19 protein-coding genes are annotated in these 21,868 nt (G+C 67.2%); 10 read left to right on the top strand and 9 right to left on the bottom strand.

The genetic code is table 11. The annotated features are described in order from the left end of the window. Positions 1–6: 6 nt before the first annotated feature. From AC0WR5_RS12660 to AC0WR5_RS12645, 4 genes are all read right to left on the bottom strand, one after another. Positions 7–1,248: a sensor domain-containing phosphodiesterase gene (locus AC0WR5_RS12660; RefSeq protein WP_475863604.1), complete on the bottom strand. Its 1,242-nt coding sequence runs from the start codon at positions 1,246–1,248 to the stop codon at positions 7–9. Positions 1,249–1,494: 246 nt separating this feature from the next. After that, entirely contained in the window at positions 1,495–2,802 is a 1,308-nt protein-coding gene (locus AC0WR5_RS12655) for a c-type cytochrome (protein ID WP_475863603.1), read from the bottom strand. Between the two features lie 3 nt (positions 2,803–2,805). Then, on the bottom strand, positions 2,806–4,590 hold the full coding sequence (locus tag AC0WR5_RS12650) for a GMC family oxidoreductase (RefSeq protein ID WP_475863602.1): 1,785 nt from the start codon (positions 4,588–4,590) through the stop codon (positions 2,806–2,808). 18 nt (positions 4,591–4,608) lie between these two features. After that, positions 4,609–5,364, bottom strand: a complete 756-nt coding sequence (locus AC0WR5_RS12645) for a gluconate 2-dehydrogenase subunit 3 family protein (protein WP_475863600.1) — start codon at positions 5,362–5,364, stop codon at positions 4,609–4,611. A gap of 425 nt (positions 5,365–5,789) precedes the next feature. Here AC0WR5_RS12645 and AC0WR5_RS12640 point away from each other — a divergent pair, with 425 nt between their 5' ends. Then, positions 5,790–6,830 (top strand): substrate-binding domain-containing protein, encoded by a 1,041-nt coding sequence (locus tag AC0WR5_RS12640; RefSeq protein ID WP_475863599.1) that lies wholly within the window; start codon positions 5,790–5,792, stop codon positions 6,828–6,830. Between the two features lie 225 nt (positions 6,831–7,055). Then, positions 7,056–8,114 carry a tRNA dihydrouridine(20/20a) synthase DusA gene (dusA, locus tag AC0WR5_RS12635; RefSeq protein ID WP_475863597.1) on the top strand — a complete coding sequence of 353 codons (1,059 nt, stop codon included), beginning with the start codon at positions 7,056–7,058 and terminating at the stop codon, positions 8,112–8,114. A gap of 21 nt (positions 8,115–8,135) precedes the next feature. On the opposite strand, the gene AC0WR5_RS12630 is transcribed toward dusA, so the two are convergent. Further along, the gene (locus AC0WR5_RS12630) at positions 8,136–9,047 is read right to left on the bottom strand and encodes an alpha/beta hydrolase family protein (RefSeq protein ID WP_475863595.1); all 912 of its coding nucleotides are present in this window, start codon (positions 9,045–9,047) and stop codon (positions 8,136–8,138) included. Positions 9,048–9,479: 432 nt separating this feature from the next. On the opposite strand from AC0WR5_RS12630, the gene AC0WR5_RS12625 reads away from it, so the two are divergent. Next, positions 9,480–10,301 (top strand): sulfite exporter TauE/SafE family protein, encoded by an 822-nt coding sequence (locus AC0WR5_RS12625; RefSeq protein WP_475863594.1) that lies wholly within the window; start codon positions 9,480–9,482, stop codon positions 10,299–10,301. Positions 10,302–10,445: 144 nt separating this feature from the next. Here AC0WR5_RS12625 and AC0WR5_RS12620 read toward each other — a convergent pair whose 3' ends face one another. From AC0WR5_RS12620 to ccmI, 3 genes are read right to left on the bottom strand one after another with little or no spacing between them, the layout of a single operon-like run. Beyond that, complete coding sequence (locus AC0WR5_RS12620) at positions 10,446–10,706, bottom strand: DUF1289 domain-containing protein (protein ID WP_475863593.1); 261 nt, start codon at positions 10,704–10,706, stop codon at positions 10,446–10,448. 3 nt (positions 10,707–10,709) lie between these two features. Then, positions 10,710–11,183, bottom strand: a complete 474-nt coding sequence (ruvX, locus tag AC0WR5_RS12615) for a Holliday junction resolvase RuvX (RefSeq protein WP_475863592.1) — start codon at positions 11,181–11,183, stop codon at positions 10,710–10,712. Beyond that, positions 11,180–12,427 carry a c-type cytochrome biogenesis protein CcmI gene (ccmI, locus tag AC0WR5_RS12610; protein ID WP_475863590.1) on the bottom strand — a complete coding sequence of 416 codons (1,248 nt, stop codon included), beginning with the start codon at positions 12,425–12,427 and terminating at the stop codon, positions 11,180–11,182. Before ccmI ends, ruvX begins: the two co-directional genes overlap by 4 nt. Positions 12,428–12,760: 333 nt before the next feature. Between ccmI and AC0WR5_RS12605 the strand changes: the two genes are divergently transcribed. Further along, entirely contained in the window at positions 12,761–14,011 is a 1,251-nt protein-coding gene (locus tag AC0WR5_RS12605; RefSeq protein ID WP_475863588.1) for a sarcosine oxidase subunit beta family protein, read from the top strand. Positions 14,012–14,124: 113 nt separating this feature from the next. Here AC0WR5_RS12605 and AC0WR5_RS12600 read toward each other — a convergent pair whose 3' ends face one another. After that, entirely contained in the window at positions 14,125–14,565 is a 441-nt protein-coding gene (locus AC0WR5_RS12600) for a hypothetical protein (RefSeq protein ID WP_475863587.1), read from the bottom strand. Between the two features lie 488 nt (positions 14,566–15,053). Between AC0WR5_RS12600 and AC0WR5_RS12595 the strand changes: the two genes are divergently transcribed. The 6 genes from AC0WR5_RS12595 (at position 15,054) to AC0WR5_RS12570 (ending at position 21,861) form a co-directional block, all read left to right on the top strand. Next, positions 15,054–15,206 (top strand): hypothetical protein, encoded by a 153-nt coding sequence (locus tag AC0WR5_RS12595; RefSeq protein WP_475863586.1) that lies wholly within the window; start codon positions 15,054–15,056, stop codon positions 15,204–15,206. A gap of 146 nt (positions 15,207–15,352) precedes the next feature. Continuing rightward, the gene (locus AC0WR5_RS12590) at positions 15,353–15,682 is read left to right on the top strand and encodes a sarcosine oxidase subunit delta (protein ID WP_475863584.1); all 330 of its coding nucleotides are present in this window, start codon (positions 15,353–15,355) and stop codon (positions 15,680–15,682) included. Between the two features lie 61 nt (positions 15,683–15,743). After that, entirely contained in the window at positions 15,744–18,755 is a 3,012-nt protein-coding gene (locus tag AC0WR5_RS12585) for a sarcosine oxidase subunit alpha family protein (protein WP_475863582.1), read from the top strand. Beyond that, entirely contained in the window at positions 18,748–19,344 is a 597-nt protein-coding gene (locus AC0WR5_RS12580; protein WP_475863581.1) for a sarcosine oxidase subunit gamma, read from the top strand. Before AC0WR5_RS12585 ends, AC0WR5_RS12580 begins: the two co-directional genes overlap by 8 nt. A 158-nt stretch (positions 19,345–19,502) precedes the next feature. Continuing rightward, positions 19,503–20,102: a superoxide dismutase gene (locus AC0WR5_RS12575; protein WP_475863579.1), complete on the top strand. Its 600-nt coding sequence runs from the start codon at positions 19,503–19,505 to the stop codon at positions 20,100–20,102. A gap of 832 nt (positions 20,103–20,934) precedes the next feature. Then, the gene (locus AC0WR5_RS12570; RefSeq protein WP_475863576.1) at positions 20,935–21,861 is read left to right on the top strand and encodes an NAD-dependent epimerase/dehydratase family protein; all 927 of its coding nucleotides are present in this window, start codon (positions 20,935–20,937) and stop codon (positions 21,859–21,861) included. The last annotated feature ends 7 nt before the right edge of the window (positions 21,862–21,868 follow it).

The following is a 21,868-nucleotide window of genomic DNA, read 5'->3' as shown; positions in this document are numbered from 1 at the left end:
CCGCGCTCAGCCCCGCCGTTGCGGGCCGGTCCCGGCGGCTTCGGCAAAGGGCACCGGTCTGCCGATCAGATAGCCCTGCGCCATCGACAGCCCCAGCGCGGTCATCACCTCCAGGTCGGCTTCGGTTTCCATTCCCTCGGCCAGGACGTCGGCCCCGTAGTAGGTGGCATAGGAGATCAGCGCGGAGATCAGGCCCGACCGGTCCCGGTCCCTGCCGATGCGGCCACAGAGGGACCGGTCGAGCTTGATGATCTCGGGCTGCAGCTGGATCACATGGCGCAGGCTGGCATAGCCGGCGCCGACATCGTCGATGGCGATGCGAAAGCCGAGTGCTCGCAGCGCGTCGAGCCTGCGAGAGAAGTCGGCATAATCGGTGACGCGTTCGTGTTCGGTGATCTCGAGCACGATCCGCCGCCGGATCGGCACCGGAAAGATGCTCTCGAAGTCCAGGTCCTCGATCGAGCTGACGGCGAAATTCACCGAGAGGAACTGCCCCTCCGGCAGCGCCTCCATGACGGCGCGTGCCTCGCGGGCGATGGCCTCTTCCAGCGGTGCGATCAGGTCCAGGAACTTGGCCCGGCGAAAGACCTCCTCGGTCTGGCCCAGGCTGGCGGGAAAGCGCGTCAGCAGCTCCTGTCCGATGATCTCGTGCCCGGGCAGGCCGATGATCGGCTGCAGGGAGAACTCGAAGCTCCGGTGCCCGAGGGTATCCTGCAGCAGCGCATCGAGCCGCGTGCCCGGCGGATCCTGAAGCGCCAGCGCCTCGATGTCGCGCGCCAGCAGATCCGAGCAGAGCGTGAACATCGCAAGGTCACGCTCGTTCAGGTCGGGGCGGGGATGGCGGCTGAAGGCACAGAGCATGCCGTAGGTCTCTCCGGTCGACAGCCGGATCGGCACGCTGACATGGCCGCCGATGGGCATGTCAAAGGTCTCGGGAATATCCGAGACCGAGGGCTCCAGACGTGCATCCCGGATCAGGTTGGGCGTCAACCCCTCTGCCACGCGGTGGCAATAACTGCCGTCGAGCGGCGAGGCATTGCCCCGCGACACCATGAACAGCCCGCTGTCGGGGGCCCGGTCGGTCTCGTCGAATATCCGGGTGCCAGCGGCAAAGCGCGAGATGAAGGCCACCTCCATGCCGTAAATTTCGCGGAGGGCCTTCAGCACCTTGCGTTTCTTCCAGCGCAGGTTCTCCGGCGCATTGCCGAGATCTTCCGCGAGGGCCTCTCTGAATTCATGCGAGATCACGGGCGATCTCCATTGTCTCCGAGCGTGAACCATCCGCCGCCGTATCCGCCGGCTTTCGGCCATCCTCCCCGAAAATCTTTGAAAAGTCATTCATTTCTTGCTGGGAGTACCCAGCAATGCCGCCGCGGCGCTTTCCGAACGGAGGCGCGCACTTCCGCCTTTCCGGTGGAGCGGCCGGCCCCCGAAACGCGAAGGCGCGCCGGAGGACCGGCGCGCCTTGCTTTGGGTCAGCTCGCCAGGGGCGGCTCAGTTCGATGGCGTTTCCAGCGTCTCGCGGGCGTCGAGCATCTCGCGCAGGGCGCCCACACGTTCGGCCGAAACCGGCGCGGCGCCGTTGCCCCAGCTGTTGCGCACGTAGTCGAGGATCTCGGCGATGTTCTCGTCCGACATCTTCCAGGCAAAGGACGGCATGCCGGCGGCGGTCTGACGTTCACCGGTGTGCGGGGCACGGGCGCCGCGCAGCATGGCGTGGATCATGCCCGTGGGGTCCGACAGCATCGCCTTGTTGCCCGCAAAGGCCGGAACCATGCCCGGGATGCCTTCGCCCGACAGCCCGTGACAGGCCGAGCAGTTGACATCGTAGTCGAGCGCCGCGCTCTCGGCGGTGGCCGCGTCAAAGGACATCGGTGTGGCAGCAGGGGTGTCGGAGGCGGGCAGGGTGGTCAGGTAGCTCCCGATTGCCAGCGCGTCTTCCTCGGTCAGGTACTGCAGCGAATGCTCGACGGCCTCGGCCATCGGGCCCGCCGCCACGGCCACACCGTCGGAGCCGGTGCGCAGGTAGTCGGCGATCTCTTCCGGCGAACGTCCGCCCAGGCCCACGTGCGGGTTCTGGGTCAGGTCGGGGGCGTACCAGCCATCGACCACGGCGCCCTGCAGGAACTCCGAACCGATCTCGGCGCCCAGCTCGTTGCGGGGGCTGTGGCAGGCCGAGCAGTGGCCCGCACCCTCGACGAGGTAGCGGCCGCGTTCCGCCTCCGCGTCGCCGTCAAAGCCCGAGTTGTCGAAGAACAGCATGTTCCAGCCCGCCATGGCGAGACGCTGGTTGTAGGGGAAGCGCATGCCGCCGTTCTCGTCGACCGGATGTGACACCGGCTCGATCGTCGACATGTAGTTCCACAGGTCATGCATGTCCTGGTCGGTCATCTTGACATAGGCGGTGTAGGGCATCGCCGGATAGAGCATGCCCTCCTGGCCCTGACCCTGGCGCACGGCATCAAAGAAATCCTCTTCGGTCATGCCGCCGATGCCGGTGTCGACGTCGGGCGTGATGTTCGAGGAGATGAGCTTGCCGAAGGGGGTCTCGATCTCGTAGCCGCCGGCGAAATCGCCGAATTCGCGGGTGTGGCAGGCCGCACAGTCGGCCGCGCGCATCACGTATTCGCCGCGTGCGATCGACTCGGCGTCATCGCTGCGGAAATCCGCCAGCCGCACGCTGTCCTCTGCCACGGCAGAGCGCGAGGTGTTCAGCGTCGTGTAGGCCCAGACCCCTGCGCCCGCGGCGCCGATCACCGCCAGCCCGAGGACGCCCACGCCGATCTTTTTCCAATTCGCCATGAGTTATGCCTCCACCAGCGGGCCGGGGTTGTTGACGTAGGTTTCGTGGATTGCACGGGCCGCACGCACGGCCAGGGCACCCACGGTCAGGGTCGGGTTGTAACCGCCGTTGTTCGGGAAGGCCGAGGCGCCGACGGAGAAGACGTTGTGGCAATCCCAGCTCTGCAGGTAGGGGTTCAGAGCCGAGGTCGTCGGATCCGCGCCCATCACCAGCCCGCCGATGGTGTGCGAGCTGTGCTGCTTGTAGGGGTTCCATGAGGCTTCGGCCTGGTTGTCGATCATCAGGTCCTCGCCACCGGCCTCGCGCATGATCTCCACGGCCTTGCGGGTGGTGTATTCGGCCATCGACTTGTCGTTTCGGTTCCAGTCGAAGGTCAGGCGCAGAAGCGGCTGGCCATGGCGGTCCTTGTAGGTCGGATCCAGCGACAGGTAGGCGTCACGGGTCGGCATGGACGTGCCCTGGATGAAGATGTTGGCCACCTCCTGATAGTCGCGGGCGTAGGCTTCCTTCCATTCCGAACCCCAGCGCTTGGTGCCGGGGCGGACGCCGTTCATGTTCTGGATCGGGCGGCCGTTGGTTGAATAGCCCATGATGCCGGCGCCGCCGATGAAATCGACGTCCGAGTGGTCGAAGTTGTCACCGTTGAAATCGTCGATCTGCACGCCGAGCGCGCCGCCGCCGATGAACGGGTTCATCTTCGAGCCGGAGAAGAAGCCGGTGACATTGGAACAGGTCTGGTAGCTGTAGTTCCGGCCGATGGTGCCCTTCATGCTCGCCGGGTCGTACTGCTCGCCGATCTGGCTCAGCAGCATCAGGCGGACGTTGTCCATCTGGTAGGCGGTGAAGACCACGATATCTGCGGGCTGGAAGCCTTCCTGGCCTTCGCGGGTGACGAAGTTGACGCCGGTGACGGTCTTGCCGTCCTCGTGCTTGACCGCGTGCAGCACCTCGGTCTCGGTCAGGACGGTAAAGTTATCGCGGCGCATCAGCGCCGGCAGGATGCAGGCCTGCGGCGAGGATTTCGAGAAGTTGCCGCAGCCGTGGAAATCGCAGAAGCCGCAATAGGTGCACGGCCCCATCGTGACGCCCAGCGGGTTCACGTAGGACTGGCTGATGTTGCCCGCCGGAATGGTGAACGGGTTGTAACCCATGCCTTCCGTGGTCTTGCGGTACATGGACATCCAGTTGGTGTCCTTGAGCTGCGGCGTCGGGTAATCCCGCTCGCGCGGCCCCTCGAAGACGTTGCCGCCCTTGATCTTCTGGCCCTTCAGGTTGCCCGCCTTGCCGGAGGTGCCGGCGATGCGTTCGAAGCGGTCATAGAAGGGGGCCATGTCCTCGTAGGTCACGCCCCAGTCCTGCAGCATCAGGCCTTCGCCCTTCAGCCCGTCCAGGCGCTCCTGGCCATAGCGGCCGGCGGTCTGGGTGGCGACCTGGAAGTCCCAGGGCAGGAAGCGCCAGGACATGCCGGCCCAGTGGGTGCCGGCGCCGCCGACGTTCCAGCCGAACTGGAAGGCGTTCCAGTTGCGGATCGGCGCCGCATCCTGGCCGGTCCTGTTGCGGAAGGTGGTGGTTTCCACGCTCATCGGCTGCAGCATGTGGCGACGGGTGTGCCAGCGCAGCTCGTCGGGGTCGACGGCGGGGGGGAAGTCGGTCGAGGTGTCGCGCCAGGCGCCACGCTCGATTGCCACGACGTTGAGGCCTGCACGGGTCAGTTCCTCGGCCATGACCGATCCGGCCCAGCCGAGACCGACGATGACCACGTCGGCCTTGGGACGTTCGTTTGCCATTTGGGTGTCTCCTTGGCCTCAGTCGTTCGGGATCAGGCTTACGGGAGTGAGGTTCAGATCCTCGCCGCGCCGGTCGATGTAGGGACGATAGTCATAGCGCGCGCCGGGAAAGCCGATCATCTTCCAGCCCGCCATGTCGCGGTTGCCGCCATAGAGCGGATCCGCGAGGTAGCCTTCGCGCGCGTTCTGCAGCATCAGCTCGAAGAAGGCCTGGCCGTCGACACCGTCGCCGAGGTCGATCTGCCCGGCTTCCAGCCCGGTCAGGATCTCGTCGATCTGGTCGGGAGAAAGGGCGCCGAAGCTCGTGCCGTGGGTCTTCCGGGCATAGGCTTCAAGGGCCGGCAGGCCCGCCTTGTAGCGTTCGCGCGGGGTCGAGAATACCTGCGCCGCGCCCAGCATCTTGGCCTCGCGCTCGCGGTTCATCGGACCGTCGAGATAGAGCGCCGCGCCGTCGCCGTAGGGGCGCGACAGCTGGTCGTCGAGAAACTCGAGGCATCCGGCTTCCGAGGCCGAGGGGCCACGGTCATCGGCCGGGATCAGCCGGTCAAAGACGGCCTTCAGCGTATTTCGGTCGGTCTGGTCCGTGATGACGCGGAAACTGCCACCGCGATGCGCGGGAACCGGCAGGTGGTCTGCGGACATGGCCGTTTCGTGCGGTACGCCATGCAGCTCTGCGGCACGTCCGGTCGAAGCAAGGCCCGTGGCGGCTGCCGCGGTCCCGATCGAGAACAGTGCCTGCCGCCGGGTCATGCCTGAAGGCTTGCGGGAGGTCATGAAGGACACCTCTGTCTGCTGCCGCCGGCCCTCGGGAAGTGCAGCGTCCCGGCCCGGCGCGGGCGCAGGGCTTCGGACGCCACGGGAGAGCAGGGACCCGCGGCATGGGTTTTACTTGTCGGGGCCACCCCGGAACACGGCCGGAGCGCACATTTGGTGAAGGACACAGGCGGCCGGGAGCGTCCTCCCTCGCCGCGCGGCGTGACTGTGTCCTGCGGTATGCCGGGCCGCACGGGGCGGCAAGCTGAGACATCCGGTCGCAGAAGGGCGGCCGGAATTTTGCGTCGCTCGGAAATATCCTGATGATGTAAACCTCTCAAAATGATGAATCGTGCTAGAGAGTACGCTTGCGCAGGGGAAGGTCCCTGCATTAGAGGCCTGCAATCCCGTGACGGGCGGTCCGTCACGCGCAGACGGAGACCCGCATGGTCAAGCGACTCACCATGGCCGACCTTGCCCGCGAAGCCGGTGTCAGCCTGTCGACGATCGACAGGATCCTCAGCGGCCGCGGCACGGTAAAGCCGACCACGCTGAACCACGTCCTGGCCACCGCCGAGCGCATCGGCTTCCATGCCGTGGGCTCGATCCGGAGCCGCCGCGAGGTCTCGGTGCCCGAACGGTCTCTAGGCTTCCTGCTCAACGACCGGGCCCGCGACTTCTACCACGACTTCAACGAGCAGCTCTCCCGCGCCGTCACCGCCCAGACGATCATCCAGGGCCGCGCCGTCTTCTCCCATGTGCCCGATCTCGATCCTGTCCGCACCGCGGAGGCGCTCTTGGCCCTGGGCGAGAAATGCGATGCCATCGCCGCGGTCTGCATCGACCATCCGCGCATCAACATGGCCGTGGAACAGCTCGCGCAGCGCGGCGTGCCGGTGCTCGCCATGATCTCCGACATTTCGGCGCCCAGCCGCGCCGGCTTCGTCGGCACCAACGACTGGCAGATCGGCCGCTCCGCCGGCTGGTTCGTGCGTCGCCTCTGCCCCGGGGGCGGCAAGGTCGGGCTGGTGCCCGGCAATATCCGCTACACCTGCCAGCAATCCATGGCGGCCAGTTTCCGCAGCTACATCGCCGAGACCAGCACCCCCGAATTCACCGTCATCGACGCTCCCTCGACCGAGGAGAGCGATGCCCGCGCCGCCGACGTGGCCACCGCGCTGGTCCGGACGCATCCGGACCTGGCCGCGGTGGTCCTGCCGGGGGGCGGGCTGACCGGCGCCGCCACCGCGCTCCGGGCGCGCACGGCCACCCGCGCCCGTCAGCCGCTCGTCATCGGCACCGAGATCACCGACAAGAGCCGCGCCCTGCTGATCGATGGCGCCATCGACATGATCCTGGCCCATCCCGGGCACGAGATCGCCCGCGAGGCGGTGCGCATCCTGACCCGTCAGGTCGCGGGCCTGGAGGAGCCGCGCGGGGTGCAGCGCATCCTGCCCTTCAACGTGCTGATCGCCGAGAACTGCTGAGCCGGTCGGGCGCGCCGGCGCGACCGCCTTTACCTGAAATCCGCCGGCCCCTTTCGTGCCGGGACGATTTGCCCCATATAGGCGGTCGAGCCGCCCTTGCGGCCCCGTTCGCGGATCATGACCACGCGCATGTCGGCCGGCTGGCTTGCTGGCACGGCATCGCGGGCATCTACGGGGCCGAAAAGGCAGATTGAATGTGATATCCGCACCCCGACAGGTGTTTTCATGGTTGCAACGCCCCAAAGTGCCGATCTCCGGCGCGCCTCGCGCCTTTCCGTCGCCCCGATGATGGACTGGACCGACCGCCATTGCCGCTACCTGCACCGGCTGCTGTCGGCGCAGACGCTGCTCTATACCGAGATGGTGACCGCCCCCGCGCTGGTGCGCGGCGGGGCGCTGCACCTGCTCGACTTCTCGCCCGAGGAACATCCCGTGGCGCTGCAGCTCGGCGGCTCCGAGCCGGAGGAGCTTGCCGAGGCCACCCGCCTCGGCGCCGAGGCCGGCTATGACGAGATCAACCTCAACTGCGGCTGCCCCTCCGACCGGGTGCAGTCGGGCACCTTCGGCGCGGTGCTGATGAAGGATCCCGCCCGCGTGGCCGAGTGCGTGGCCGCCATGCAGGCCGCCACCGATGTCGAGGTCACCGTCAAGTGCCGCATCGGCGTGGATGACCAGGACCCGGAGCAGGTCCTGCCTGATTTCCTGTCACGGGTGGCCGATGCCGGCTGCCGACGCTTCACCATCCATGCCCGCAAGGCCTGGCTGCAGGGGCTCAGCCCCAAGGAGAACCGCGACATCCCGCCGCTCGATTACGGCCTCGTCCAGCGCATGCGCCAGCAGTTCCCGGACCTGCATCTCTCGGTCAACGGCGGCATCACCTCCCTCGATCAGGCCCAGGCCTTCCTGGCCGCGGGGCTCGACGGGGTGATGATCGGACGCTCGGCCTACCACGATCCCGCCGCCATCCTCTGCCAGGCCGATCGCCGCATCTACGGCGCCGACAGCGCCGACAGCACGCCCGAGGCGGTGGTGCTGAAGATGCTGCCCTACATCGACGCCCACGTGGCCGGGGGTGGCAAGCTGGCGCAGGTCACCCGGCACATGCTGGGCCTTTTCCAGGGTCGTCCCGGCGCCCGCGCCTGGCGCCGCATCCTGTCGGAGGGGGCCCATCGCCCCGGTGCCGGCCGGGCGCTGGTGCTCGAGGCGCTGGAGGCGGTCACCGCCCGCGCAGCGACGCCCGAGAACACGGGCGGCGATGGCATCGCCGCCACCGCCCGCGCATGATGTCTGATTGATCACAATGCCTTACTTGCCGCCGTTCGCGTCGAAATATTCGATGGTCGCGGCGATCATCGCATCCAGGTTGTCGGTGGTGCCAAAGGCGTTGAAGCTGTGGTCCATGGCGTCGGTATAGGCCTCTTCCGGCCCGTCATGCGCTGCCAGCAGCATCTCGGCGTTCACCGGGGCCACGGTGGTATCCTCGGTGCCCTGCGCCACGAAGAGAGGGCCGCCATAGGCCGCGATCTCGGCCTCGGGGTCAAAGCTCTCAACGCCCTGGAAGAAGGCGCCCTTCAGGGTCACGTCAGCGCCCCAGGGCAGGGCGGCGGTGACCTCCGCGTCGGGCGCCGCGGCCAGCCCTTCCGCATAGGCCTCGTCGCCCACCAGGGCCTTGAAGGTCGGCACCGGATCGGCCACCGCCGCCCAGAGCGCCACCGCGTCGAAGGTGCCGGGCGCGCTGCGCCCCGCGGTCGCGGTCGAGACCAGCCCGCCCTGGCTCCAGCCCAGCAGGAACAGCGCGTCGCCGTCCACGCTGTCGAGATCCTTGAGGTAGTCGACCGAGGTCAGCGCATCCTGGATCTGGCTCTCAAAGGTGGTGTCGGAATAATTCATCATCGCCGTCGAGTCGCCCGAGCCGCGGAAATCGATGCGCAGGCTGGAATAGCCCGCGTCCGACAGCATCCGCGCGGTGCGGGCAAAGATGCCCTCGTCGGCGCCGGGGATCATCAGCTCGTCGCGCGAACCGGTAAACCCATGCAGCAGCAGGACCACCGGCGCCGGGTCTCCCTCGACCAGGCGCAGGGTGCCGACCACGCCGTCATGGGCGGTCACGGGAATGATCACGTCGCTTTCCGACGCCTCGGCCAGAACGGCGGCAGGCATCAGGGCGGTCAGCAGGGTGGTGGTGGCCAGGGCGGCGCCAAGGGTGCGGAGGGTCACGGGGCAAGTCTCTCTTTTTCTGTTTGTACGTAGTGTCGGCGCGCCCGGTCCCGCGTCGCGCCAGAGCGTCCGGGGCAGGGCGGCTAGTGCAGGCTAGCGACGTGGCAGCGCCGCCCGAAGGATTCCCTGCCGAGGCAGGCGCCGCTCTGCATCGCCGCCCGGGCACACGCCGAAGGAATGGGCATTCGAACATTCTCTGCCACACCGAGAGGCCCTGCCTGCCTGACGCCCCACTGCCATGCCCCCAGACGCCCCCAGGCTCGACCCGCACATGAATGCATGCCGCGGCATACCGTTCCCGGTTGCCTGATCCCGTGCCCGGGGGTGCACCCTTGCCGGAAAACCTCTGCGCGATCCCGCGGCCTCCCTTGCAACGCCGTGCAAATCTTGCTTCACACTCCGCGCGGGCGACATTTCTCGAAAGGAAGCGCAATGGAAATCGGTCTCATGCTCGGGCTGCTGCTGGTCCTCATCGTCATCGGGGGCGTGGCCGGGGTGCTGGCCGGTCTGCTCGGGGTGGGCGGCGGCATCGTCCTGGTGCCGGCGTTCTTCTATACCTTCACCGCCATGGGCATCGACGGGCCGGCGACCATGCAGGTCTGCCTGGGCACCTCGCTGGCCACGATCATCGTCACCTCGCTGCGCTCTCTCAACAGTCACAACAAGAAGGGCGCGGTCGACTGGTGGATCCTCAGGACATGGGCGCCCGGCATCGTGGTCGGCGCGCTCATCGGCGTGCTGGTGGCCTCCTCGCTGAAATCGCGCGAGCTGCAGGCGCTCTTCGGTTTCCTCGGCCTCTTCATCTCGCTCTACCTGGCCTTCGGCAAGGCAGAGTGGAAGATCGCCGACCAGATGCCGGGCCTGCTGACCCGCTCGATCCTCTCGCCCATCGTGGGTTTCCTCTCGGTGCTCATGGGCATCGGCGGCGGCTCCTTCGGCGTCCCGCTGATGACGCTCTACGGCCGCCCGATCCACCGCGCGGTGGCCACCGCCGCGGGCTTCGGCCTGTCGATCTCGGTGCCCTCGGTGATCGGCTTCCTCTTCGTCTCGATCCCCGAAGGCAGCCGTCCGCCCTTCACCCTGGGCGCGGTCAACATCCCGGCCTTCCTGGTCGTGATCTGCATGACCACGCTGACGGCCCCGCTGGGTGTCAAGATTGCCCATGCCACGGATCCCAAGCCGCTGCGCCGGATCTTCGCGGGCTTCCTCTTCCTCGTGGCGCTGAACATGCTGCGCAAGGTCTTCATGGGCTGATCGGGGAGGGGGCTCTGCCCCCGCCGGCCTGCGGCCGACTCCCCCGGGATATTTCGGGCCAGATGAAAGAGCCGCACGCTCTTCATCATCTGGCCAAAAATATCCCCGCCGGAGGCTTCCGGACCATCAGCCCGTCGTGCGCGATCACTCCTCGCGCTGGCGTCTCAACCGGCCGGCCCGGCCGCCACGGCGGCTGGCCTTCAGCGGCCCGCGAGAGGGCAGCTCGGCCATGACGGCGCGGCGCTCCTCCTCGGTCATCCGCGACCAGGTGGCAATCTCGTCGATCGAGCGCAGGCAGCCTGTGCAGAGCCGGGCCTCGGGGTGGATGACGCAGATGTTCACGCAGGGCGAGCTGACGCCCTCGCGCTTCCATACGTCCCGTCCATGGCGATCCGGCCCGCTCATGGCCTAAGCCTGACCAAGGTGGCGCAGGCGGTCAAGGGCCCCCTGCAGGATGTAGGAGGCCGCCACGTGGTCGATCACCTCGGCACGCTTGCGCCGCGAGGTGTCGGCCTCGAGCAGGGCCCGCTCCGCCGCCACCGTCGACAGGCGCTCGTCCCAGAAGGCGATGGGCAGATCGCTGATGCGGATCAGGTTGCGGGCAAAGGCGCGGCTCTTCTGACAGCGCGGCCCCTCGGTGCCGTCCATGTTGCGTGGCAGGCCCATGACCAGTCCCGCGATGCCGCGTTTCGCGATGATCGCCAGCAGCGCCTCGGCGTCGAGGGTGAACTTCTTGCGCCGGATGGTCTCCAGCGGCGTCGCCACGCCGCGGAAGGTGTCGCTCACCGCCACGCCGATGGTCTTCTCGCCAAGGTCCAGCCCGGCGATCGCCTGCATCGGCGGCAGGGCGGCGGCAAACTCGGCCATGTCCTCGTAGATCATTGCGCCACTCCCGCCTGGTCCGCCGCGGCGCGGACCTGTTCCAGGGCCGCCTCCTGGCCTTTGAAGACATCCTCGGATTCCCGATAGATCGAGCGCGCCCGGTCGGTCTCGCCCAGCACCCCCAGCGCCATGATCAGCCGCGCCCATTCCTGCGCCGTGCCGCCCTGGCTGGCCAGGCGCTGCGACAGCCCCTCGACCATGCCGCGGATCATCTCCTGGCGGTCCTCGTCCGACATGTCGCTGGTCGCCGCGATATCCGCGGCGCTCGGCCCGGGCAGGGCGTCTGGCTGGGCCTCGGCGGGCGCGGGCGGCTGATAGCGGCTCTCGCCCGCCATCTGCGCCAGCTCCATGATGCGGCTGCGGATCGCCGGCACCCAGGGCGCATCCTCCGGTCCGCGCCGCAGCAGCCCGTCCCAGAGGCGGAAGGCCACGTCGGGCCGGCCGTTCTGCGCCATCAGCAGCCCGGTGTAATAGCCCGCGGTGCCGTTCTCGGGATCCTTGGCCAGCGCCTGGCGCAGCGCGCCCGAGGCCTCGGAGGAGATCGTGCCGCCCGCGGCCAGGATCAGCATGTCGGCGTAATCGGCGTAATCCTGCCCCGTGGCGCTGTCGCCCATCAGCTCCAGCGCGCGGCCCTGCGCCTTGTGCGCGGCCGAGAAATTGCCCAGTGCCGCCTCGTTGCGCGCCAGCAGCAGGTGCCCCTGGATGTCGTCGGGCCGGGACTTCAGCGCCTCGCGCAGCCGCGTCATCAGCTCCTGGAACTCTTCCGATGGCTGCAGCGCCGGCACCGCGATGGGGGCCGGGCCCTCGGCCTCGGCACGGGCCTGGTCCGGCAGGCCGGCCAGGCTTTCGGTCGCGGCCTCGATCCGGCTCTTGCGCGACAGGTCGGGATAGCCCGGTGCCCCCAGCGACCAGTAGAGCCAGCCCGTCGCCACCACGATCACGACGCCGCCGCCCCAGGCCAGCGCCCGGTTCGGCCCGCGCCCGGCGGCGGCGCCGGTGGCCGTGGCGTCGGCGGCATCGGCGGCCAGCAGCCGGCGCGAGATTTCTGTGCGCAGCCGGTCGGCCTCGGCCTGCGGCAGGGTGCCGCGGCTCAGGTCGCGGTCCACCTCGGCCAGCTGGTCGCGATAGATCTGCATGTCGGTGCTGCCCGCGGCCTGGCCCTCGCGCGCGCCCTTCATCACCGCCCGTGCCAGCACGGTGGCGACGCCGAGTGTCATTGCGAGGGCGATGATCCAGAATGCCATGAATGCGGGCCTTTCCCTGCGGTTTCGGGCCAGGTGCCTGCCCCCGGGGCAGCGCGGCGCGGCCGGGGCGGTGGCCTGCCGGTCCTGCCGGCCCGTGTCGGGCCCGTGCTGCCTGCGCCCTGGGCGGGCCCTGGTCATGTTCCCTCCTGATCTATCCTGCCGGGGCCACGGGAAAAAGGGCGAATTGCCGCGTCATTTGCGACATGTCGCAACCGCACGGTATTGTGACGGTTTGCGGCGGGGCTATCGTGGCGGAAGCACTAGGGTCCGACCCGAGGGGCGATCCGGATCGCCTGAGTCTCTGTCTTTGTCCTCCGCTCCAGCGAGATGCCGATGAAACGCTATTCTGCCTTTGCCATTGCCCGGGAAGCCGCCCGATACCACACCGGCTGGGAGCGCGCCTGGCGCTCGCCCAAGCCGAAGGACCGTTACGACGTCGTCGTGATCGGTGCCGGTGGCCACGGGCTGGCCACGGCCTATTACCTCGGCAAGAACTTCGGCATCACCAATGTCGCGATCATCGAAAAGGGCTGGCTGGGCGGCGGCAATACCGGGCGCAACACCACCATCATCCGCTCGAACTACCTTCAGGATGAATCCGCGGCGATCTTTGAAAAGGCCCGCAGCCTCTACGAGGGCCTCAGCCAGGATCTGAACTACAACGTCATGTTCAGCCCCCGCGGCGTGCTCATGCTGGCGCAGACCGAGCACGAGGTGCGTGGCTGGAAGCGCACCGCCCATGCCAACCAGATCCAGGGCATCAAGACAGAGTACATCGACGCAAAGCGCGTCAAGGAACTCTGCCCGATCATGAACATCGACGGGCCGCGCTACCCGGTGCTCGGCGCGCTCTGGCAGGAACGCGGCGGCACCGCGCGCCATGATGCCGTGGCCTGGGGCTATGCCCGCGCCTGTTCCGACATGGGCATGGACATCATCCAGAAGACCGAGGTCACCGGCGTCGAGCGCGGCACCGACGGCAATGTCTCGGCCGTGCAGACCACCCAGGGCCGCATCGCCTGCGGCAAGCTCGCCATCGTCGTGGCCGGGCACTCGGGCGTGGTGGCCGAGATGGCGGGCTTCCGCCTGCCGGTCGAGAGCATGGCGCTGCAGGCGCTGGTCTCCGAGCCGATCAAGCCCTGCATGGACGTGGTCGTCATGGCCAATACCGTGCACGGCTACATGTCTCAGTCCGACAAGGGCGAGATGGTGATCGGCGGCGGCACTGACGGGTTCAACAATTATTCCCAGCGCGGCAGTTTCCAGCATATCGAGGAGACCATCCGCGCCCTGATCGAGACCTTCCCGATGATCTCGCGGCTCAAGATGCTGCGGCAATGGGGCGGGATCGTCGACATGACCGGCGACCGCTCGCCCATCCTGTCGACCACGCCGCTCGGCAATTGCTTCATCAACTGCGGCTGGGGCACCGGCGGGTTCAAGGCGATCCCGGGTTCGGGCTGGGCGATGGCGGAACTCGTGGCCAAGGGCACGCCCGGGCCGCTGGCGGCGGGCTTCGGCCTCAACCGCTTCAGCGAGGGCCGCTTCATCGACGAGAGCGTCGCCGCAGGCGTGGCACACTAGGAGAGGGCAGGGTGAAGACCGTGGTCATCTCCCTTCAGACGGCAACGGCCCCGCAGTGCGGGGCCGGCATGGATGGTCGTTCGGGCGACCTTTACGTCGAGCTCTTCGGCGGCCTATTCCGCGGCGATGATCGGCTTGGGGCCGCTCTTGGCGGCGTCGAGCACCGCTTCCGTGGGCGCGGGCATCAGCTGCGCGGCCTCGATGTCGCGCAGGGCGGCCTGAACCTCGTTGATGGGTGCCTTGTGGGTCCGTCCCAGCGCCTCGGCAAGGGCGTCCGCGTCACAGCCCGCGGGCGCACGGGCAATGCCCACGAAGGCCAGCCCGCTGCGCAGGGCGCTGGTGAATTCGGGGCGCTGCGGCAGCAGCTTGGCCAAGCTGCCCTGCACATGGCCAAAGGCCAGCGGGCGCGCGGCCTCGCTGCCGGGCACATGGCCCATCAGCACGAACAGCCCCGGCTCGGCCGGCAGCATGTCGAGGCTGTCGAGTATCGTGAAACGCACCATCCGGCCAAGCGGGGCCTCCAGGTCAACCGGGAAGTCGATCGCGTCAGTCATGTGGGTCACACTCCTTCGCTTGGGGGGCCCGTGCCGCGGCGGCTGTCGCCATCGCCCGCAGGGGCCGCATTGCAGTCTGCGTCGAAATTCGGGTCTTCGCAGCCCGTTCGCCCGCGGCATATGCCGCGAACTGGGGCGCCTTCGTCTGCCAACCACAGGCTAACACAGAATGTTGTGCATCGGTTAACGCAAACACGCCAGCCCATGTATTCACCGGGGTGGCCGTCAACTTTGCAAGGTAAACGCGGCAGTTCGGCAGAAGGTTCCACATATTCTGCCTTCAAAATGTGCGGAAAACCCTTCCTGCAAAAGGCGGGTATTTGTCATATCAATGGATGTCCGGCCGCACGTGCTGACGATTCGACCGGCTTTCCAGTTATTTGCGGCGGCTTTCCGCTTCCGGCTGCGGCGCATTTCGGCACTGCACGGAACCCGGGCATGGCGCCCCGCGTTTCTTCTCCACTGCCTGGAAGAAGAAAGGGAAACGCATGTCGCAGAAATCCGGAAACACTGGTCTCGCCTTCGTACTCGGCGCCGTCGTCGTCATCGTCGCCGGCCTCGTCTGGTACGTCTACTCGGGTGGCGAGCTGCCCGGCCAGGACGAGCCTGAAATCCAGATCGATCTGCCTGACGGCAACTGATCGCCTCGGCGACATCCTCCCGGACATCTTCCTTGTCCCTTACCTGTCCTCTGGCCGGGCGCCCCGCGCGTCCGGCCCTTTTTCGTGCCACCTCCCGCGCGCGGAACAGCCCGCCGCGCGTCCGACTTCACCAACGGAGAGCCTCCATGTTGCTGCTTAGATGTCCCTATTGCGGCGTTGCCGCCGAAGAGACCGAATTTCACGGGGGCGGGGAGGCCCACATCACGCGCGAGGGCCCCGAGGCCTCCGACGCGGCCTTCGAGCATTACATGTTCGACCGGGTGAACCCCAAGGGCGTGCACTTCGAGCGCTGGCGCCACGTCAACGGCTGCGGCAAGTGGTTCCATGCCGCCCGCGACACCATCACGCTCGAGGTCTTCGGCACCTATCCCGCCCAGACCTCCACGCCGCCGGAGGACCTCCTGCAGGTCATCCGCAGCAAGCGTCCGGGCTTCAAGTGGCGGGACGTGTCATGATCCGCAGCCGCTTCATCCCCCTCGGCACAGCACAGCAATTCGGAAAAGGAGCGCAGGCGCGATGAGCAGCAGGCTTGCGAAAGGCGGACGGAAGATCGACCGTTCCCGGACAGTGAACTTCACCTTCAACGGCCGCACCTTCAGCGGTTTCGCCGGCGATACGCTCGCCTCGGCGCTGCTGGCCAACGACCAGGTGATGATGGGCCGCTCCTTCAAGTACCACCGCCCCCGCGGCGTGGTCGCCTCCGGGGCAGAGGAGCCGAACGCGCTCGTGGGCCTGGGCGAGGGCGCCCGCTTCGAGCCCAACCAGCGCGCCACCACCACCGAGCTCTTCGAGGGGCTGACCGCCGCCTCGCAGAACCACTGGCCCAGCCTCGATTTCGACGTGGGCGTGGTGAACAACGCGATGGCGCGCTTCTTCCCGGCGGGCTTCTACTACAAGACCTTCATGGGCCCCAAGGTGTTCTGGGAAAAAGTCTACGAGCCGGTGATCCGCCGCGCCGCGGGCCTGGGCCGCGCCCCCACCGAGCGTGACGCCGATACCTACGAACACCTCTATGCCTTCGCCGACGTGCTGGTGATCGGCGGCGGCATCGCCGGCCTCACCGCCGCGGCCGAGGCCGGCCGTGCCGGCGCCCGCGTGCTGCTGCTCGAACAGGGCACCGACTGGGGCGGTCGCGCCATGGTCGATGGCGGACAGGTGGGCGACATGACCCTCGAGGCCCATGTCGAGGCCCTGGTGGCCGAGCTCACCGCCATGCCCAACGTCACCATGCGCCTGCGCTGCATGGGGGCGGGGGTCTATGACCACGGCTATGCCCTGGGCTACGAGCGCGTCTCCGATCACCTGCCCGGGGCCGCCGGGCCGCGTCACCGCCTCTGGCGCATCCGCGCCAGGCAGATCGTGGTTGCCGCCGGCGCCATCGAGCGTCCGCTCTCCTTTGCCGGCAACGATGTGCCCGGCGTGATGCTGGCCGGCGCCCTGCGCGACTATGTCGTTGATCACGGCGTTTCCCCCGGCGACCGCGTCGTGGTGGTCACCAACAACGACGATGCCTATCGCACCGCCCTGGCGGTCAAGGCCGCGGGCCTCGCCGTGCCCGTCATCCTCGATGCCCGCCCCATGGGCGGCGGCGCGCTGGCCGAACAGGCCAGGGAGGCTGGCATCCGCGTCGAGACCGGCCGCGGCATCGCCAAGGTCAAGGGCGGCAAGCGCGTCACCGGCGTCGAGGTCTGCGACCAGGCCGGCAGCGGCTCCGTGCTCGAGGAGATCCCCTGCGATGCCGTTGCCATGTCCGGCGGCTGGTCGCCGGTGGTACACCTGTGGTCGCACTGCGGCGGCAAGCTCACCTGGGACGAGGATCAGGCGATGTTCCGCCCCGATCCCGCGCGTCCGCCCACCGGCCATGACGGCCAGGGCTTCGTCACCTGCGCCGGCACCTCCAACGGCATGCTGCAGCTCTCCGAGGTGATCTCGGATGCCGCCGCCGCGGGCCGTGCCGCGGCCGAGGCCACCGGCCATGTGCCGGGCGTCCTTATCCCCGTCGCCGCCGTCGATACCCCCGAGGCCGCGATCTCCCCGGTCTGGTTCATGCCCGCCGGCGCCACCAGGGAACTGCGCGCCAAGGCCTGGCTGGACTATCAGAACGACGTCAAGGTGTCCGACATCCAGCTCGCCGCCCAGGAGGGTTTCGAGAGCGTCGAACACGCCAAGCGCTATACCACGCTCGGCATGGCGACGGATCAGGGGAAACTCAGCAACATCAACGGTCTGGCGGTGCTTTCTAATGCACTGAATGAACCCATTCCGCAGGTCGGCACCACCACCTTCCGGCCGCCCTACACGCCGATCTCCATGGGCTCGATCGCCGGCGGTGCCCGCGATGCCGCCTTCCAGCCGCTGCGCCGCACGCCGCTGCACGGCTGGCACGAGGCCAATGGCGTCGACTGGGAGCCGGTGGGCCACTGGCGCCGTCCGTTCTGCTATCTCCGCCCCGGCGAGAGCAAGCACGAGGCCGTCAACCGCGAGGTCATGGCCGTGCGCGAACGCGTCGGCCTTCTCGACGCCTCGACGCTGGGCAAGATCATCGTCAAGGGCCCCGACGCGGGCAAGTTCCTCGACATGATCTACACCAACATGATGTCCACGCTGAAGCCGGGCAAATGCCGCTACGGGCTGATGTGCAACGAGAACGGATTCCTCATCGACGACGGTGTCGTGGCCCGGATCGACGACAACACCTTCCTCTGCCACACCACCACTGGCGGGGCCGAGAGCATCCATGCCCACATGGAGGAATGGCTTCAGACCGAGTGGTGGGACTGGAAGGTCCATGTCGTCAATGTCACCGAGCAATACGCCCAGATCGGCGTGGTCGGGCCGCAGGCGCGCCAGCTTCTGGAAACCCTCGGCACCGCCGAGATCGACGCCGAGACGCTGCCCTTCATGACCTGGGCCGACCGCACCATCGGCGGCATTCCCGTGCGGATCTACCGGATCTCCTTCTCGGGCGAGCTCAGCTTCGAGCTCTCCGTGCCCGCGGGCTACGGTCTTGCCCTCTGGGAGCAGCTGGTGGCCGCCGGCAAGGGGTTCGACGCCATGCCCTACGGCACCGAGGCCCTGCACGTGCTGCGCGCCGAGAAGGGCTTCATCATGATCGGCGAGGAGAGCGACGGCACCATCATCCCGCAGGACCTCAACCTGAACTGGGCGATCTCCAAGAAGAAGGAGGATTTCATCGGCAAGCGGGGCCAGATGCGCAGCCATCTCGCCGATCCGGGCCGCTGGAAGCTCGTGGGGCTCGAGGCCCTCGACGGCTCCGTCCTCGAAGAGGCCGCCTATATCCCCACCGACGGCACGAACCATCTGGGCCAGGGCAACATGCAGGGTCGCATCACCTCGACCTACTACTCGCCGACCCTCGGCAAGGGCATCGCCATGGCGCTCTTGAAGGACGGCCCCGACCGCATGGGCGAGACCGTCTACGTCACCCGCATCGGCGCCGGCCCGGTGCCCGCCCGGGTCGTCGACCCGGTGTTCTACGACAAGGCAGGAGACAAGCAGAATGTCTGACGTCATCACCGCTCCCGCACCGCTCGGCGCGCTTGGCGGCGCGGCCTTCGACGGCTACGTCCGCGTGGCCGAGGAGCCCGTGCGCGGCATGATCACCCTGCGCGGCGATTTCGCCGCGCCGCCGCTGCGCAATACCGCCACCGGCCTCGCCGCCATCGAGATGCCGGAGCAGGGCCATATCGCGCTCAACGGCGAACGGTCCATCGCCTGGATGTCGCCCGACGAGCTGCTGGTGACCGTCCCCTACGCCGATCTGCCCGCCGCCATGGCCCAGGCCGAGGCGACGCTGGCCGCCGATCCCGCGCTCAACGCCGTCGACGTCAGCCATGCCCGCTGCCGGATCTCCGTCACCGGAGAGGATGCCCTCGTGCGCGAGGTCATCGCCAAGCTGGCCCCGGTCGACATGGCGCCCGGCGTCTTCACCCCCGGCATGTTCCGCCGCTCGCGGCTGGCACAGGTCGCGGCGGCCATCTGGATGCCCGAGCCGGGCAGGGCGGAAGTGGTTTGCTTCCGCTCCGTGGCGGACTATGTGTTCACCATACTCAGCGATGCGGCCCGCCCCGGAAGCGAGGCCCATCTCTACGCCTGAAACGGTTGAAAAGGCAGGGAGGCCAATGGGTATACCGTTGTGCACCAAGATGCGGGGCGCCTGTGCGGATCAGCATGGGCAAACCCTCTTGACCTTCCTCGCCGCGCGATACCATGTAGGCGCGAGAGTATTAACGAACTCCAGAAAAGGAGGCCCAAATGGCTTTTGAACTCCCCGATCTTCCCTACGCCCACGACGCCCTGGCCGATCTCGGCATGTCGAAGGAAACGCTGGAATACCACCACGACATCCACCACAAGGCCTATGTCGACAACGGCAACAAGGCCATCGCCGGCACCGAGTGGGAAGGCAAGTCGGTCGAAGAGATCATCAAGGGCACCTACGACCCGAAAGCTGTCGCTCAGAACGGCATCTTCAACAACGCGTCGCAGTTCTGGAACCACAACCAGTTCTGGGAAATGATGGGCCCGGGCGCTTCCGCCATGCCCGGCGAGCTTGAAAAGGCCCTGGTCGAGAGCTTCGGCTCGGTCGACGAATTCAAGTCGCAGTTCGCTGCCGCAGGCGCCGGTCAGTTCGGCTCCGGCTGGTGCTGGCTGGTCAAGGACACCGACGGCTCGCTCAAGGTCACCAAGACCGAGAACGGCGTCAACCCGCTCTGCTTCGGCCAGACCGCGCTGCTCGGCTGCGACGTGTGGGAACACTCCTACTACATCGACTTCCGCAACAAGCGTCCCGCCTACCTGACCAACTTCCTCGACAAGCTGGTCAACTGGGAAAACGTCGCCTCGCGCATGTGATCCCATCCCCGACGGCGGCCCTGCCGCCCGGTGTTTCGGCCCCCCGTACCGCAAGGTGCGGGGGGTCTTGCGTTTGGAGAGGGGAGTGCGGTGGCCCCCCTCCGGCCTGTCGGGCCCTCGGCTCCGGCTGTTGCCGGCGCCGTCCCGGACGGGCGCCGGGGCAATCCACCCCATCGCGATGCGCGGCAGCGCGCGACGGCAGCTGCGGACGGCGGTTCCCTGCGGCGGCCGCCCCGGGGCAATGTCTGCTGCATTTCGGCGCGTAAGCGGTCTACTTATTAGTCATCCGCAAAGGACGCACGGCACGCCTCCTGCCTCATCCGCAACGAAAAAAATGCGCAGGTCCGTCGCCGGAAAGGCGCCCCGCCGCCAGAGGCCGAACCGTCTCCCGAAAGGCGGCGATCAGGCGGCCGTCTCGCGATCCCGGGGCAGGGCATGTCTTGGGGATCACGCGGGCCAGACCCTCCGCACCCTCGGCGCCAGGGCCCTCAAACGAACAATGCGCCGAGATAGATTGCGGAAAGATAACGGAAAATATCCGTCTGTCGCCGCGGCGGCCCCGCTTGCTTCCGGCCCGGTCCTCACGCCACCGCTCTGCCCGGATCTGGGGGATGCGTCACCTCGACAGCCTGCCTTACGGGCAGGAAGCGGGAAAGGGGCCCCGTTGTTTCCTGCTGGCCGGAAGGCCCCGGACAGCCTCTTTTTCGGGGGGCTGCCGAGCCCGGGAAACTTTTCGTGGAGGATGCAAAAAAATTGCAATCTATGGATGTACATATAAAATCAATTGTACGAATGCGTTCAAAAAATATTACTTTTTGATAGAGGTTTTAGCATGAAGGCAGCAGTTCTTGGTGCCAACGGCTTTCTTGGAAAGGCCGTTGTTGAAACGTTACTTTCGGACGGGCACGAGGTTACGCAAATTGACCGGCAGATGCCGCGCCATTTCTCCGACGGATCCTTCGTTGCAGCGGACATCCGGAACATCGACGCGCTGAAGGCGGCGTTTGCCGATGTGGATACGGTCTTTCACCTCGCCGCGGTCCTTGGCACATCCGAGCTGGAAACAGGCCTGCGCCCGGCCATAGAGACGAATGTTCTGGGAACCCTGAACGTGCTCGAAGCTGCGCAGCACTGCGGCGTACAGCGCATTTTCGTCGCGTCCAAACCCTCTTGCTGGCTCAATACCTACACCATTACCAAGCATTGCTCGGAGCAGATCGTCAGGCAATTCGGCAATTACAACCCGGTCGATGTCCATGTTTTCCGATATCTGAACATCTACGGGCCCGGGCAGAAACTGCAGCCGGTTCGAAAGATACTGCCAATCTTCGCGGCGCAGGCGCTCAGGGGGCTGCCGCTGCAGATTTACGGAGACGGCGAACAGACCGTCGACATGCTTTACGTCGATGACGCCGCGCGCATGACCGTGGACATCACCGCCACAACGCCTCTTGGAGAGGCCATTGATTGCGGCACCGGCGTGGAGATTTCGGTTCTGAGGGTCGCACGGGAAGTGAACGACTATTTCGGGAACGACGCCGGCATCGAACATATTGCGATGCGGAAAGGCGAGACGCCCAGAACAAGGCTGGTGGCGGATACCACCGAACTTGACCGGGCCCTGCCTGACCGCAAGCTGACGGATTGGAACCTGGCGCTGGCGACCTCCCTGGACTGGTACGCCCGCCAATCCCCCGCGGCCATCGATGCCGCCCTGTCGTTCTACGGCATTCGCTCCAGATACAATGTCTATTGGTAGGGCAGGA

The sequence above is a fragment of the Pseudooceanicola sp. DL12 genome, from assembly GCF_056270665.1.
Note: the sequence above shows the minus strand (reverse complement) of the source record. Positions and strands in the feature narration are given on the sequence as shown.

What these genes read in the sequence shown, in the direction of transcription:
- AC0WR5_RS12590 (WP_475863584.1), top strand. Translation starts at nt 15,353, where the DNA reads ATGTTGCTGCTTAGATGTCCCTATTGCGGCGTTGCCGCCGAAGAGACC.
- AC0WR5_RS12580 (WP_475863581.1), top strand. Translation starts at nt 18,748, where the DNA reads ATGTCTGACGTCATCACCGCTCCCGCACCGCTCGGCGCGCTTGGCGGC.
- ruvX (WP_475863592.1), bottom strand. Translation starts at nt 11,183, where the DNA reads ATGATCTACGAGGACATGGCCGAGTTTGCCGCCGCCCTGCCGCCGATG.
- AC0WR5_RS12605 (WP_475863588.1), top strand. Translation starts at nt 12,761, where the DNA reads ATGAAACGCTATTCTGCCTTTGCCATTGCCCGGGAAGCCGCCCGATAC.
- dusA (WP_475863597.1), top strand. Translation starts at nt 7,056, where the DNA reads ATGGTTGCAACGCCCCAAAGTGCCGATCTCCGGCGCGCCTCGCGCCTT.
- AC0WR5_RS12570 (WP_475863576.1), top strand. Translation starts at nt 20,935, where the DNA reads ATGAAGGCAGCAGTTCTTGGTGCCAACGGCTTTCTTGGAAAGGCCGTT.
- AC0WR5_RS12575 (WP_475863579.1), top strand. Translation starts at nt 19,503, where the DNA reads ATGGCTTTTGAACTCCCCGATCTTCCCTACGCCCACGACGCCCTGGCC.
- AC0WR5_RS12595 (WP_475863586.1), top strand. Translation starts at nt 15,054, where the DNA reads ATGTCGCAGAAATCCGGAAACACTGGTCTCGCCTTCGTACTCGGCGCC.
- AC0WR5_RS12620 (WP_475863593.1), bottom strand. Translation starts at nt 10,706, where the DNA reads ATGAGCGGGCCGGATCGCCATGGACGGGACGTATGGAAGCGCGAGGGC.
- AC0WR5_RS12600 (WP_475863587.1), bottom strand. Translation starts at nt 14,565, where the DNA reads ATGACTGACGCGATCGACTTCCCGGTTGACCTGGAGGCCCCGCTTGGC.
- AC0WR5_RS12650 (WP_475863602.1), bottom strand. Translation starts at nt 4,590, where the DNA reads ATGGCAAACGAACGTCCCAAGGCCGACGTGGTCATCGTCGGTCTCGGC.
- AC0WR5_RS12655 (WP_475863603.1), bottom strand. Translation starts at nt 2,802, where the DNA reads ATGGCGAATTGGAAAAAGATCGGCGTGGGCGTCCTCGGGCTGGCGGTG.
- AC0WR5_RS12640 (WP_475863599.1), top strand. Translation starts at nt 5,790, where the DNA reads ATGGTCAAGCGACTCACCATGGCCGACCTTGCCCGCGAAGCCGGTGTC.
- AC0WR5_RS12625 (WP_475863594.1), top strand. Translation starts at nt 9,480, where the DNA reads ATGGAAATCGGTCTCATGCTCGGGCTGCTGCTGGTCCTCATCGTCATC.
- AC0WR5_RS12585 (WP_475863582.1), top strand. Translation starts at nt 15,744, where the DNA reads ATGAGCAGCAGGCTTGCGAAAGGCGGACGGAAGATCGACCGTTCCCGG.
- ccmI (WP_475863590.1), bottom strand. Translation starts at nt 12,427, where the DNA reads ATGGCATTCTGGATCATCGCCCTCGCAATGACACTCGGCGTCGCCACC.
- AC0WR5_RS12645 (WP_475863600.1), bottom strand. Translation starts at nt 5,364, where the DNA reads ATGACCTCCCGCAAGCCTTCAGGCATGACCCGGCGGCAGGCACTGTTC.